This is a genomic window from Seonamhaeicola sp. ABD4_175 (assembly GCF_056160885.1).
Genome location: NZ_JBSWYC010000002.1, coordinates 615,397 through 629,811 on the forward strand (window position 1 = coordinate 615,397; position 14,415 = coordinate 629,811).

10 protein-coding genes are annotated in these 14,415 nt (G+C 32.2%); 2 read left to right on the forward strand and 8 right to left on the reverse strand.

The genetic code is table 11. The annotated features are described in order from the left end of the window. Window positions 1-2 precede the first annotated feature (2 nt). Both ACXAG4_RS09070 and ACXAG4_RS09075 read right to left on the reverse strand, forming a co-directional pair. Complete coding sequence (locus tag ACXAG4_RS09070; protein ID WP_475295757.1) at window positions 3-536, reverse strand: DUF1697 domain-containing protein; 534 nt, start codon at window positions 534-536, stop codon at window positions 3-5. After that, window positions 537-1,742: a BaiN/RdsA family NAD(P)/FAD-dependent oxidoreductase gene (locus ACXAG4_RS09075; protein WP_475295758.1), complete on the reverse strand. Its 1,206-nt coding sequence runs from the start codon at window positions 1,740-1,742 to the stop codon at window positions 537-539. A 107-nt stretch (window positions 1,743-1,849) separates the two neighbouring features. Between ACXAG4_RS09075 and ACXAG4_RS09080 the strand changes: the two genes are divergently transcribed. Further along, complete coding sequence (locus ACXAG4_RS09080; RefSeq protein WP_475295759.1) at window positions 1,850-2,659, forward strand: hypothetical protein; 810 nt, start codon at window positions 1,850-1,852, stop codon at window positions 2,657-2,659. Here the strand turns inward: ACXAG4_RS09080 and ACXAG4_RS09085 are convergent. Genes ACXAG4_RS09085 through msrB form a run of 4 tightly spaced genes read right to left on the reverse strand, consistent with a single transcriptional unit; the run spans window position 2,656 to window position 8,620 of the window. After that, a complete protein-coding gene (locus ACXAG4_RS09085) occupies window positions 2,656-6,363 on the reverse strand; it encodes a metallophosphoesterase (protein ID WP_475295760.1) in 3,708 nt (1,235 codons plus the stop codon). The two genes, ACXAG4_RS09080 and ACXAG4_RS09085, sit on opposite strands and share 4 nt — an antisense overlap. Window positions 6,364-6,397: 34 nt before the next feature. Next, window positions 6,398-7,621 (reverse strand): bifunctional alpha/beta hydrolase/OsmC family protein, encoded by a 1,224-nt coding sequence (locus tag ACXAG4_RS09090; RefSeq protein ID WP_475295761.1) that lies wholly within the window; start codon window positions 7,619-7,621, stop codon window positions 6,398-6,400. An 11-nt stretch (window positions 7,622-7,632) separates the two neighbouring features. Next, on the reverse strand, window positions 7,633-8,169 hold the full coding sequence (msrA, locus tag ACXAG4_RS09095) for a peptide-methionine (S)-S-oxide reductase MsrA (protein ID WP_475295762.1): 537 nt from the start codon (window positions 8,167-8,169) through the stop codon (window positions 7,633-7,635). 1 nt (window position 8,170) lies between these two features. Continuing rightward, window positions 8,171-8,620 carry a peptide-methionine (R)-S-oxide reductase MsrB gene (gene msrB / locus ACXAG4_RS09100; RefSeq protein WP_475295763.1) on the reverse strand — a complete coding sequence of 150 codons (450 nt, stop codon included), beginning with the start codon at window positions 8,618-8,620 and terminating at the stop codon, window positions 8,171-8,173. A 141-nt stretch (window positions 8,621-8,761) separates the two neighbouring features. Here msrB and ACXAG4_RS09105 point away from each other — a divergent pair, with 141 nt between their 5' ends. Next, window positions 8,762-10,042 carry a Pycsar system effector family protein gene (locus ACXAG4_RS09105; protein ID WP_475295764.1) on the forward strand — a complete coding sequence of 427 codons (1,281 nt, stop codon included), beginning with the start codon at window positions 8,762-8,764 and terminating at the stop codon, window positions 10,040-10,042. Here ACXAG4_RS09105 and ACXAG4_RS09110 read toward each other — a convergent pair. After that, complete coding sequence (locus ACXAG4_RS09110; RefSeq protein ID WP_475295765.1) at window positions 10,039-12,417, reverse strand: GAF domain-containing protein; 2,379 nt, start codon at window positions 12,415-12,417, stop codon at window positions 10,039-10,041. The two genes, ACXAG4_RS09105 and ACXAG4_RS09110, sit on opposite strands and share 4 nt — an antisense overlap. A 119-nt stretch (window positions 12,418-12,536) precedes the next feature. Beyond that, a complete protein-coding gene (locus ACXAG4_RS09115) occupies window positions 12,537-14,411 on the reverse strand; it encodes an alpha-amylase family glycosyl hydrolase (RefSeq protein ID WP_475295766.1) in 1,875 nt (624 codons plus the stop codon). Window positions 14,412-14,415: the final 4 nt, after the last annotated feature.

The following is a 14,415-nucleotide window of genomic DNA, read 5'->3' on the forward strand; positions in this document are numbered from 1 at the left end:
TTTTATTGAGCAGACAAAGATAACAACTTTAACATTGTTTTGTAATTTCTTGCCGTTGCTGTTACTTTTAATTTTTGTTCAAAAAAATTATTATTGCATTTTGCTTTTCCGTAACCGGTAGCACTGTAAAAATACACACAATTTTGTGTTATTTTGAATGTTTCATTTGGGTAATTATATTGAGCAGCGCTATTTATTAATGCCTCATTAGGTTTTGTAAAAAGGAGCATAAAATAACTGTTTTCTTTTTCGCTTTGCGGAAACGGACACTTGTTAAATATTGTATTCAAAGTACTTGGTTGCAAAACTAAAACCGGTACATGAAACCCAAAATACGTGTGAATAGCTTTTTGAATGTTAACTTCTAAATTTTTACAATCTTCTTGTAACGTTTGAAAAACCACATTACCTGTTTGAATATATGTTTGAACATTTTGAAACCCTAAATTCTTCAACACAGCCCTTAATTCTGCCATAGGAATCTTGTTTTTTCCGCTAACATTTATACCTCTTAAAAGTGCAATGTATGTTTTCATTTAACTTACTATGTTTTTTGCTACAATATAAGCACTTGTCCAAGCATTTTGAAAGTTGAAACCACCCGTAACCGCATCAATATTTAAAACTTCACCTGCAAAATATAGGTTTTTATGCTGCTTACTTTCAAAAGTTTTAAAGTTTACTTCTTTTAAATCTACACCGCCTGCGGTAACAAACTCTTCTTTAAAAGTACTTTTGCCATCAACATTAAAAACAGCTTTAGTAAGTTGTTCTGCTAAAGCTTCTAATTTATTTTTATTTAAATCGGCCCAAGTAACACCATCATTAATATTTGCTGCCAAAACCAATTGTTGCCATAAACGCTTTGGTACATCAAACTGAGCAAATTTTACCACCGTTTTTTTAGCTAATGCTTGTTTTAAATCTTTTAAATTATCTAAACATGTATAAAAATCTTGCTGAATAAAATTTATTTCAATTTGAAATTTATAAAGCATTTTAGCAAGTTCAACAGCACCAAAAGCCGAAAGTTTTAAAATAGCCGGCGCACTAAAACCAACATGTGTTACCAACAATGGCCCGTGAGATTCTAAATTAGAATTAACCACTTTTACTGTAACGTTTTGCGCCACCACACCTGGTATATTTTTAATACGCGCATCTTTGACATTAAATGTAAACAATGACGGCACAGGGTTTACAACAGTGTGATTTAAGGTTTGTAAAATTTGCCACATTTTTAAACTACTACCGGTTGCAACAACAAGTTTTTGTGCTGCAAACACACCTTTACTGGTTTCAATTTGCCAAACAGCCGCTTCTTTTTTAATAGATTTTACACCACAACTGTAATTAATATTAACGCCTAATTTTTTAGCTTCATTTAAAAAACAATCTATTATAGTTTGTGAAGAATTAGACTCTGGAAACATGCGGCCATCTTCTTCAATTTTAAGGGTAACACCTCGGTTTTCAAACCATTCAATAGTATCGCCCGTCATAAACTGATGAAATGGCCCAAGTAATTCTTCTTTACCACGCGGGTAGTTATTTACTAATTCTTTGGGTACAAATTCGGCATGGGTAACATTACAGCGCCCGCCACCAGAAATTTTCACTTTTTGTAAGCCTTCTTTGGCTTTTTCTAAAATAGTAACTTTGGCTTGCGGGTGTTGTTCTGCAATGTTAATAGCGGCAAAAAAACCTGCTGCACCACCACCAATTACAATAATATCATTCATAATTTATAGTTTATTTTGCCTCTTAAATTTTAGCACTAATTTAAGTGTTATATTTTTTTTAAGCATTGTAAAATACTTATATTTTCTGCGGAAGAAAACACCATATTATGAACATATTTCACAAAACCATTATATTTTCAGCATTACTTTTAAGCGCCTGCAAAACAGGAAATTTAAACCTTGTAGCAAGCATAGATTCTGAACTAAAAGAGGCTTCGGCTATTGAAGTTGTTGAAGGTTCAGATTTACTTTGGACCATTGAAGATGCCGGAAATAAAAACAATATTTACGGTTTAGATTTAAAAGGAAACATTATTAAAGATATTGATGTTGATAATGCTAAAAATGATGATTGGGAAGATTTAACATCGGATGCTTTAGGCAATATTTACATTGGCGATTTTGGTAATAACAATAAAAAACGAAAAACTTTTACCATTTACAAAATAAGCAATATTGCTAACAAAGCAGATGAAACCAAAGCCGATATTATTGAATTTAAAATGCCCAAGGGTGTAAAATCTGAAGATTTTGAAGCCTTCTTTTTACTAAACAACGCCTTTTATATTTTTAGTAAAGACAAAAAGAAAAATGTGTTACTAAAAGTACCTAATAGTGTTGGTAAACACACGGCCAAACTTATTACAGCGTTTAAACTTGATGGTAAAGACACTAAAGTAACATCGGCAGCTATAAGCCCAGATAAAAAAACTGTTGTGTTATTAAACCATGATAAACTTTGGAAATTAACAAACTTTAAAAGTGATAACTTTTTTAATGGCGATATTTCTGCTCACAACTTTAAACATAATTCGCAAAAAGAAGGTATTTGTTTTACTGATAATGACACAGTGGTTATTACAGACGAGCAAAACAAAAGCACCGGTGGCAATATTTACACGTTTAGTTTAAACTAGAAATTTAAACCAAAGCCAAACGAAAACCGTATACCTTCGGTACTGTTAAAAAAGTTAAATGTGCCCGATAAACTTTCGGCTGCGGTTACCCAAAAACCGCCACCATAATCATTATGCCATTTATCTGAAAAATCACCTTTCAACCATACTCTACCTACATCAAACCCACCAAAAACACCAATTTGCATTGGTAAAAAACTTGTTTTAAATGAGTTGAAACTGTAGCGTAAATCTGCACTACCAACAAAGGCGTTTTTTCCTGTAAAGCGTTCAGTTCTAAAACCCCTTAATCCATTATTACCTCCAATATTAGCTGCTTGGTAAAAAATTAAATCATCTCCAACACGTATTTGTGTGCGGGCATCGGTTTTTAAAACTAATTTTTTATTGGTTGTTAGGGCATTGTAAAAACCTAAGTTTGTATTTAAATAGCCATAAGTATTTTTGGTTTCTTTAAATTCTGTTTTTCCACCAACTTGCAACATGAAAGACATGCCTTTTTTAGGGTTTATTTTATCATCAAAACTTTCGTAGTTAAACTGCGCTTCTAAACCTCCAAAAAATCTGGTTTTATAAAAATCTTCATTTGTAGCGGGCATAAAATCTGTAATAAAACGGTTTGGAGAATTTTCAATTTCAATACCTTCTAAAATAGCTCTAAAACCGTAATCGCTTCCAAAGTTTCCTTTTTTCAAAATACCAACCTTAACACCATAAATGCCTGTTTTTACACGGTTATAATCAAGATCTAAATCGTCATCATTATTTACAGTTTCATTACCGTAGCCAAAAAAGTTATTTGTAAAGTTTTCACTGGTAAATTTAGCACCAACGTGTAAATTCCAATCGTTCATAATATTAGCAATTTCCCCATCATAGTTTAAAGAAAAACCGCTGGTTGCAAAGTAGTAACCACCTCTAAATTTATGTTGTTGTGAAAATGGGTTACGCTGAAAACCTTTTTTAGTTTTTACATATTGAAGCCCAAGTAAAAAACCATCATCTGGGTTAAAACCAATAGCTGGTGTTATAACACTTGAATTGACAATATTTTTATTGAAATTGAATAAATTAAGATTATAAACATCGGTTAATCTTACGGTTGCACCTTTATTTTCTTTAATGGTATTTGGTTTGCTTTCGTGGTCATACACCTTTATTCGTCTTCCATTTTTAATAATGTAAGTATCATTTTCTTGTCCGCCAATTAAACGTATAAATATGGGATTATTTGCTTTTCCTGAAGTTTCAAAAACATCTTTATCATCTAAACCGTAAATCCATATTTCTTTTGTAATATCTTTATTAAACGTTCTATCAACAATAACTTCACCTTTTTTACCATCAATAATTCTAGAAATAACTACACGTGTTTCTTTATTAGCTTTTCTAGTAACTTCAATATAATCATCTTTATCTGTACCCGTTAAAATAACCAACTCATTTAAATAATTATAATAGCGGCTTGCAATGTTTTTTAAATTGTTACGCCTACCTTTTAGTTTTGTTTTTATATCTGCTAGCGTTTTATCTTGTGCTTCTTTTGGCACTTTGGCAAATGCAACATTTATTACAGAATCTGTTATATGTTTTTGAAGAAACTCGGCCTGTTTTAACCAAACCTCTTTATTGGCTTGCTGAATGAGAACACGGTCTAGTTTTATGCCAGCGCTATTCATCCATTTTATATCTTTGAGTTCTTCATCATAGACCTGAAGTTGTTTTGTTGAGCCTGAAATAAATTTCATAACATCTAACAATGCGCCATCAAAATTTGAAAACACTTGATCTCTATCTCTGGGTATTGGGTGGTAAAATTTATCGCCGTTTGGCTGATTAAATTGCGCCCAACGCCATTGGTCTTGGTGCCTATCCCAATCGCCAATTAGCATATCAAATAATCGTGCTCTTACAAATTCGTTTTCGGCAATTTTATATTTTTCGTCTTTTCTAACTTTTTCAATAATATCGTGCGTACTTTCAATATCATCGGCATAACCAAAGTTGCGTTCGTCTTCGTAATTATCTTCTGGTCTTTCTTCAATCATATACAACTCACCACCATATTCTTCGTTGTATTTACCTAAATGTTTATGCTTTGGCACAAAATACAACTTAGGGTTTGTATGAAATATTTTAGCTGCATTTGACAAATCTGGCACCACTGTAAAAGCATACGGATGCGCTGCTGTGTAAAAATCGAAAATAAGCTCTTCAATGGCTGTTTTTTCAAATTCTTCCTGTATATAATTATCTTTAAAGAGTACAGTTTGTAAATATTGTGTTGCACTTTTTCTAAGCGCACGCATATTTAATTCTCTACCATCTTTAGTTTTTAAGCGTAACGACCGTGTTTGGTGCCCACCACCTTTTCTAACAACCTCTAAGCCACCATAAAGGGTATCTAAGGTTACAACTTTTGCTTTTATTTTGGTACTATAAACATCTCGATAATGTGCACCCCAAACAGACTCAAAAAATCCTGAAACATCGGTTTCTTCTTTTTTATAAATTGAAACCTCTACCTCTTGCGGAAATGTAACTGGTAGTGTTGAAACATCAAACTCTTGGTTTGCCGGAAATATTTCTTTTTCAAAAAGCAATGAAGGCTCTCCGTTTTCGGCGCCGTAATATTTCACCCAACTACTACCATTTTTAAAAATATTAAGCTCTACAAAACCTTGTTTGCCATATGAAAACAACCCATCTTTACCTAAAGCTACTGGCGATTCTTTTGCCCCTGAACCTGATACTATTTGTTTTATACTGCCTTTTTCAATGTATTGCAGTGTATGTTCGTGCCCCGATACAAATACAACATTTTCAGCACCTAAGGTTAAGGTTTCTAAACGGCTCATTAGTTCGTGGTAGCGCTCATTATATCTATCTTGAATTGATACACCTCCTTGAGTACGCAACTGTGTTATAAATGACCCTAAAACTGGTAATGGTATTTTTTGTTGAAATGGAAATATGTGCTTTAACAGCGGATATTTTCCACCATGCGTTCCATTAGTGTACATAGGATGATGCATGGCAAAAACCGTTGTTTTATTTTGGGCTTTTTTTAGCTCGCCTTCTATTTCTTCAAAAAAACGATCTCTGGTTTTAATTTCACATTTATCATTTATGGTTGGGTGCGAATTCCAATTCTCTAAATACCATTGTGTATCAATTATTATTAATTGAATGGTTTCACTAACATCAATACTTTCTAGTGGGCAACCATTTTCTGGCTGAAATGTATTTTTACCTAAAGCATCTTCAATATATTTTTCTTGACGTTTTAGGCCTTTTAATCCGTTTGCATACCAATCATGATTTCCAGGTATAAAAATAGTTTCACCTTTAAAATTATTTACAGATTTTGCTTGGGCGTTTAGTGCGTTTTCGGCAGTTGCTCTATATTTATCATCTTTTTTAGGTAAACCAGCCGGATAAATATTATCGCCTAAAAACAAGGTATAATCGCCTTTAGTTTTCTTACCTTCAATATGTTTATTAAAAGCTGTTAAGGCTTTAGACATTCCGCTTTGAGGAGATATACCTGCATCTCCAATTAAATAAAACGTTTTATCTATGCTTTGTGATGGTGTTTTAGGTTGGTTTTTATTTGGTGTTGCGTATTGCGGACTGTAAGTTGAACATGCGCTTAAAAATAAGAGTATAACTACAGTTAAAATGTATTGTGACCTGACTACCATTAATGAGGGATTTTATGAAGCAAAAATAGGCAATTTAATCTAAAATGTGCTCTGTTTTAAACACAACTCCGTTACTTAAGGTTTTATGCACTGGGCATTTTGATGCTATTTCTATTAGCCGTTCTTTTTGTTGTTGGGTTAAATTACCCATTAACTTTATGCGCTTTGCAATAAAATCTAAATACTTTGGTGCATCTGTTTCAATATTTAAATCGTTGCTATGTTTTTTAGAATGGTTAGTATACACAAACACCTCTTGTAAACCCCACTGTTTTCTTTCGGCATATATTTTAAGTGTCATGGCTGTACAAGCAATTAAACTAGCGCTTAGTAATTCGTAAGGCGATGGGCCAAAATTATTACCGTCAACATCTTCAGGCTCATCGGCAATTAAACTATGTTTTTTTGTTTGAATATTAGTAGTAAAATTATTTTCTAAAATATTTAAATGCCCAACAACTTGCTCACCGTTTACATCAAGCATTTCATTATCTTCAGATGGAAAATAACGTTTTACCCAACTGCCAATAACATCACCAACATAAATACTATCATTATTATTACTCAATAAATGGTCTGCCCCATCTAAACTTATAAAACTTTTAGGGTGGTGTGCATATTCATAAAGCGCTTGTGCATTTTTTACACCCACAATACCATCAAAAGGGGCATGCATTATTAAAAGGGGTTTTCTTAAGTTTTCAACTATTTCTGGCAAGTTAGTTTTATCAAAATCTTCAATAAATTCGTTATTTATTTTGAAAGGTCTGCCGCCAATATTCACCATAACTTCGCCTTTTTGTTTTACATCATCAATACCATGAGAAAACAAGTGTTTTACATGCGACACAGATGAAGGCGCGCCAATAGTTGCAACTGCTTTTACATTTTCTAGTTTTGAAGCTGCAACCAAAACAGCTGCTCCGCCTAAAGAATGCCCAACAAAAAGCGACGGTGCTTTGTAATGTAATTTTAGGTAATTATTAACTGAAATTAAATCTTTAACATTTCCTGAAAAATGACTATCGGCAAACGCGCCTTCACTTCGGCCAAGACCTGTAAAATCAAACCTTAAAACAGCAAAACCATGTGTTGTTAAGGCTCTACTAATATTTTTTACAGCATTTAAAGAACTTGAACAAGTAAAACAGTGTGCAAATACAGCATAATTATTTGGTTTTTGGTTAGCGGGCAGCTCTAAATACGCCCGTAGTTTTTTACCGTCACTATTATTTATTTCAAGCTTTGTGCTTTTCATTTTGAAAGTTTTTATTTGAGCTTATCAGCGTAAAACTGTCTTAATTTTGTAAGTTTCGGAGTTATTACAAAACTACAATACTCTTGATTTGGATTATTTTTGTAATAGTTTTGATGATAATTTTCAGCTTCATAAAACGTATCTAAAGCAGTAATTTCTGTTACAATAGGTTCTTGGTAATACGGCGCTACTTGCTTTATTACGTTTTGCGCAATTTCTTTTTGCTCATCATTATGATAAAAAATAACAGAGCGGTATTGCGTACCAACATCGGCGCCTTGTTTATTTAAAGTTGTAGGGTTATGGGTTGTCATGAATATTAATAAAATATCTTCAAAAGATATAACATCAGCGTTAAAAGTTATTTGCACAACTTCGGCATGCCCTGTTAAACCTGAACATATTTCTCTGTAAGTTGGATGCCCTGGCACATTACCGCCAGAATAACCAGACACTACTTTTATTACGCCTTTAACCTCTTGAAAAACGGCTTCTGTACACCAAAAGCAGCCACCACCAACAGTAGCAATTTGTATGTTTTCATTCATTTTAAATAGCTTTTTCTAATTGCATAGATTCTGAATTTATGCAGTAACGCAAACCACTTGGCTCTGGTCCATCAGGAAAAACATGTCCTAAATGTGCATTACAAGCATTACACATAACCTCAACACGTACCATACCGTATGATGTGTCTTTTTCATATTTAATAGCGTTTTCGGCTATTGGCTGCGTAAAACTTGGCCATCCTGTACCCGAACTAAATTTTATAGTAGAATCAAACAAAGGTTCGTTACAACAAACGCAGTTATATTTTCCAGCATCATGAGCGGTACAAAGTGCTCCACTGTGCGGGTGTTCAGTGCCTTTTAAGCGGGTAATTCGGTATTGCTCTGGTGTTAATTGCTGTTGCCATTCTGCATCAGTTTTCTCAACATGTTTGTTTGGTTTGGGGTTTCCGTTTACGCTAAAACTTATAATATCTTTCCAGGTAAGCATTTAAAATAATTTTTCTTTAACAATTTGGTTTAACAATAGTCGTTATTTACATGTAATTCTTACAAACAAAATCTTTATTCATAAAGTTGAAAAATTACACATAAATTTTAGTACTTTGTGGTTAAAATTCAACTTATTTTTATGTCGAAATTAATTGAAAACACTGAAAAATTTGTATTTGATTTGTTAAAAAACGAATTAGATCAAAGTTTTTTATATCATAATTATACGCATACAGAACGTGTTTTAAGAAGCACTAGAGAAATTATTGAAAACACCGATGTAAGCAAAAAAGATGCTGAAATACTTGAGCTTGCCGCCTTATTACATGACACAGGCTACACAAAAACAAGAGATGACCACGAAGAAGAAAGCGTTAAAATAGCTACTGATTTTTTAAAAGAACAAGGTGCTGATGAAAAAGTAGTAACAGCAGTTAATGCTTGTATAATGGCTACCAAGTTTAAAGATTCTCCAAAAACGGAATTAGACAAAATTATACGTGATGCTGATGCTTCTCACTTTGGAAAAAAGTATTTTGATGAGGCTAGTGAGTTTTTACGCAAAGAATTAGAATTACAAGGTATTGCCGATTATTCTCCTATTGAATGGGAAAATGAAAACATAAAAGTACTTACAGAAAAACATGAATTTTATACCGATTACGCTTTAAAAAACTGGCAACCTAGAAAAGAAAAAAACTTAGCTAACCTTATAAAATCTAAGAAAAAGCGTAAAACGAAATTAAAAACTGAAGAAATAAAAGCCAAATACAAGGCACAGTACAAAAACGAAAGTCCGGAACGCGGTATTCAAACATTTTATCGTGTTGCGTTACGAAACCATATAAAACTTAGTGATATTGCAGATACTAAAGCCAACATTTTACTATCTGTTAATGCCATTATTATTTCATTAGTATTGGCTAATTTAATTTCAAAATTAGATACCAACCCATATTTGGTTTGGCCTACAGCTATTTTTACGTTATCATGTGTTATTTCTATGGTTTTATCAATTATTGCTACACGCCCCAACATTACTAGTGGCGAGTTTACTAAAGAAGATGTAGCCAACAAAAATGTAAACCTTACGTTTTTTGGAAACTTTCATAAAATGAGTTTAGAAGAATATGATTGGGCCGTAAGAGAACTAATAAAAGACAAAGATTATGTTTACAGCTCATTAACAAAAGACCTATACTTTTTGGGTAAAGTTTTAGAGCGTAAATACCGTATTTTACGTATAACTTACACTATTTTTATGATAGGTATGATTGTATCTGTACTATCATTTGGTTTAGCTTTGAAAAAAAATAATAAAAATCTAGAGGATGTTTTGCCAGAAGGCGCTACAGAGACTTTAATAAACTCTAATTATAAAGAAAAATTGAATGAAATTAAGACTTACAGACTAGTTTAAGCCTTAATTTCATTCATTAAATCATCATATGAATAAAACGTGTTTTCGTTTTCACGTTTTTGGTAATTCATGCTAACTCTAATAGCTTTTAAACCTGTTACACCTTGTAAATCTTCTAACTCTACTATTTCAACATCATTTGAAAATAAGTTTTTAGATTGCATAAAGCTAATGTATTTTAAATACTCTATTTCATCTTCTTTTTGTGAGTAGATAATAGTCATTTTACCTTTAGCTGTAACGCGCTCTTCTGTACCTTTGATAAAAGCTTTATCAACACGCTTTTTTACTACTTCATAACGTGCGTTGTAAGTACCATCTACATCAAATTGTTTTTCATCCATTCTAAACCTAATAGATAATGGCTGATTAAATACCAAAATCATTGAAGCAACATCTAAACCAATTGGATATTCGTTTTGGTTTTGGTAAAAACTATTTTCCATTTCATACATTACTTGTAATTGCCAAAGCCTTAAGTTATACAAATAGATAGTATTAAAACTATCTTCTTTTGTAATAGACTCACCAATATACATGTTGTGCTCTACACCATCAGTTTTAAAACGCTCAAAAAAATGCGGATACATTTTTTGCGCTTCTACTTGTTTTTCATCAAGTAATGCAGACATGTTTTTGTTTATTAAAGCAATGGTATCGTCGTAATTTTTTCTGTAGTAATAAATAACACCAAGGTTGGTATCAACTTTACTAAAATAATCTTCAATTTCTTCTTTAGCAAAATGCTTTTTTTCTAAAAAGAAAATAAATAAAGGCTCTATTTCTTCTTTGAAGAAACGTGTTAATTGTTGCTCTGTATCAACTTTAAAATCGGTTTTAATAGCCGCATCAAAACTTGCTATTTCAAACTTAAGCTGCTCATATACCGGTAATTTTTCATTAGCCGGAATCACATCTAATATCTTATCTACAAGCGTTAATTGTAGTGCTAAATCTTTTTGTGTAGCATGGTTTCTGGCATCTGATGATCCTTTAACATCTATTTGTCCGTAAAGCGGATAGACGCCATCAAAAGCAATTTTTTTAAACCTTGCTTGCTGACCTAACATGTCTTTTTTAATAAACTCTTTGGCTTCTTTTGCAAAACGCCAATGTACACTTGGGTGAATAGATGTACATTCTTTTTGTATTACAGCCTCTATTAAATTTTCTTCTTCAGCTTTTGATCGCTCTACTGCAGATACAATGTACGGCATAATATCAACCAATTTATTGGCATTAATACTGTTTAACACCTTTGCCTTGTTTGATACAATTTCAATAACACCCATAAGACCGCTTTCATTAGCTATAGGCGCAAAAATGGCGCTTTTTATACCTTGGTCATATAGTTTTTTTATGTGAGGCAATTTACCTTCTTCTTTTGTATAAAGCTTCTCAATATTTGATATAGAAACGTTTTTATGTTCGTTTATTATACGGTTATAAGACCAATTACACAGTGCCGTTTTGCAATTTTCTTTTTCAATATTACCCAATAAATAACTACTAGCTTTAACACCGTAAACATGCTCAAAACTATTTTCTTCTTCGTTATAAATTGAAAAGCCTACTTTTATGTCATTTATACCTAATAATGAACGGAAAATTTCATAAAAGCTTTCCATAAAACTCTCATCTTTATTACCGTCATCTCTAATAAGTGTAGATTTTATATTTGATATAGATTGATCATCTGTAACATCAAATATGTTTGAAATTACAAAACCTTCAAATAGATAGCTATTTGGCGGAAATTTTTCTTTCCAAAGTTCTAAATTATCAAAGTTATCAAGTAATTCTTCGTAGTCTTCTTTAGTAATTTTAGGCCCTGTTCCAGTGGGTTTAATTTCACAAAAATCGGCATTATACATTATTTTATAATAACGGGTTATACCGTTTGCATCTGGAATTTCATAGTATAATGGACGTTTAAAGTTTATATCATAACCATAACAAAAGTTTAAAATTATGGTACATGCTATAATATACCTGTAATCTTCAGGCATATTTTTTATTTGAAGCTCAAAACTATTACCTGCAGTTTTTATGATATTTTTAAACCTTTCAGATTTATTAAAAATTAAATCATGAAATGGTACTGACGCTGTTTTAATTTCGTTTTTAGTTAGAATAGGACTAAAGGAATCTTGTAAAATTATGCCAATTTCCTTTTTTCTTTCTTCTAAAATTTTTGTTTCAGTAAACCCTTCACGTAATACAGGATAAGCTTTTGCTGTGTTTAAAACGCGTTTAGCTTTGGCCACAATAAACTCATCATCGTGCTTTAGCAAGTCTTCATAATACTGAAGTAACTTGTTAAAACTCACCTTTAGAATTAAGGGAGATTCTATATTGTCATTTATATCTATCATGTTAAGCGTCTTGTGCTGCAAATTTACAAATATTTAACTTAGTCGTTAAACACAAGACATCATAACATTAAAAAAGTTACATTTTTTAGGCAATATTTTATTTCGGAGTACGTTTAATTCTATTTTTTCACTTTTAAAATAAAGGATTCTAAGGGATTAAGTTTTACATGTAATTCACCTTGAAAATTTTCAACTTTTAAAGTTGTTTCAAATATATTGTATAATACATCTTGTATTTTATAACTTCCATTTTTAAGTTGCAGTGTTTTTACAATGTTCTGCGGAATTTTTAAGTTAAATTCTGAATTATTTTCAGCATCAAAATTTGTTACTATCAATAATATTTCATCATTACTCCATCGTAAATACGATAGTACTTTATCTGAATAATTTTCGGTATGTTTTCTGTTATAAACATGTAGATCTTGATAATTACCTGCTAAAGCAACATTTGAAATGGTGATGTTTAATAAACGTTTATAAAAATCTCTGAGGCTTTTTTCTTCATTAGTAAGTTGACCTCCATCAAATTGTTTATTATTTACCCAACGTTGGTGGGCTGGCACGCCTATATAATCGAAAATTGAAGTTCGTGATGGCTGCCCAAAACCTGCGTGTTCACTACCATCTTCACCAACTTCTTGCCCAAAATACACCATAGTTGGCGCTGTACTTATGGTTGCAGAAACCACCATAGCTGGTTTACCTTTTTCTGCATTTCCTGCAAATTCAGGGCTTGCAATACGTTGCTCATCATGGTTTTCTAGAAAATGAAGCATGTGGTGTTCAATATCCTTTAAACTATCTTGTATTGGCGGTATATTGTCTGTTTTCCCATGGCCTTGCATAATATGTTTAATGGTATCGTATAATTGCACCTTATCATACAAATAGTCCATTTTTCCTTTTTTAATGTAATCTCTGTACAATTTAGGGTTGTATACTTCTGCCAATAAAAAAGCATCAGGATTTTCGGTTTTTATATGTGAATTCATATAACTCCAAAACTCAACAGGTACCATTTCTGCCATATCAAATCTAAAGCCATCAACCCCTAAGTGTATCCAATATAGGGCAATATCTTTAAATTTTATCCATGAATTTGGCACCGTTTTATCTTGCCAAAATTCGAAATGCGCTTTATAATCTTTATTTTCAAATCCACTGGGAAGTGTATCAAAATCTTTACTTCCATCGGGTTTTATACCGTAATTCACTTTTACAGTTTCGTACCAATCGTTCATGTTAGGTTGTGATAAACGAGACCCATTACCAGTCCATTTTGTAGGTTGCTCGTTAAACAAACCATCTTCTAACGGATGAGAATAATCACCTAAAGGCGAATAACCATTTTCCCAAGTTGGTACTTTAAATGATTCATCTGGATTATAGTAAAAGTTATTATTTACGTGATATGTTACCGTTTTATCATCATTGGCTCCAAAGTCTTCTACACCTTTTGGGTTTGTTAGGCTTTTATAATTTCTAGCAACATGGTTTGGCACAATATCAATTATTGCTTTTAACCCAGATTTGTGTGTGCGTTGTAGCAAAGCTTTAAATTCTTCTAATCTATTTTCAACATTCACCGCCAAATCAGGGTTTACGTTGTAATAATCTTTCACCGCGTAAGGTGAACCTGCTCTACCTTTAACCACATCAGGATCATCGTTTTCTATACCAAATGCTGTATAATCTGTAATAACATTATGATGCGGCACTCCGGTATACCAAATATGAGTAACACCTAAGTTTTTTATTTCTGTTAAGGCCTTTTCTGTAAAGTCGTTAAACTTGCCAACACCGTTTCCCTCAATGGTTCCCCAAGGTTTATTGGTGGTGTTTGTGTTACCAAAAAGCCTAGTAAAGACCTGATAAACAACATATTTTTCTTTCAATACTATGTTTTTTTTTGATAATTCTGCTTTATCATTTTTGCAACAAAACACACACAAAAACAACAATAAACATACTAAAAATACTACTTTTCTCATAAGT

Bases quoted from the DNA above. Each gene is read 5' to 3' on its own strand.
- msrA (WP_475295762.1), bottom strand. From the start codon at position 8,169: ATGAATGAAAACATACAAATTGCTACTGTTGGTGGTGGCTGCTTTTGG.
- ACXAG4_RS09115 (WP_475295766.1), bottom strand. From the start codon at position 14,411: ATGAGAAAAGTAGTATTTTTAGTATGTTTATTGTTGTTTTTGTGTGTG.
- ACXAG4_RS09085 (WP_475295760.1), bottom strand. From the start codon at position 6,363: ATGGTAGTCAGGTCACAATACATTTTAACTGTAGTTATACTCTTATTT.
- ACXAG4_RS09110 (WP_475295765.1), bottom strand. From the start codon at position 12,417: ATGATAGATATAAATGACAATATAGAATCTCCCTTAATTCTAAAGGTG.
- ACXAG4_RS09090 (WP_475295761.1), bottom strand. From the start codon at position 7,621: ATGAAAAGCACAAAGCTTGAAATAAATAATAGTGACGGTAAAAAACTA.
- ACXAG4_RS09070 (WP_475295757.1), bottom strand. From the start codon at position 536: ATGAAAACATACATTGCACTTTTAAGAGGTATAAATGTTAGCGGAAAA.
- ACXAG4_RS09105 (WP_475295764.1), top strand. From the start codon at position 8,762: ATGTCGAAATTAATTGAAAACACTGAAAAATTTGTATTTGATTTGTTA.
- ACXAG4_RS09075 (WP_475295758.1), bottom strand. From the start codon at position 1,742: ATGAATGATATTATTGTAATTGGTGGTGGTGCAGCAGGTTTTTTTGCC.
- msrB (WP_475295763.1), bottom strand. From the start codon at position 8,620: ATGCTTACCTGGAAAGATATTATAAGTTTTAGCGTAAACGGAAACCCC.
- ACXAG4_RS09080 (WP_475295759.1), top strand. From the start codon at position 1,850: ATGAACATATTTCACAAAACCATTATATTTTCAGCATTACTTTTAAGC.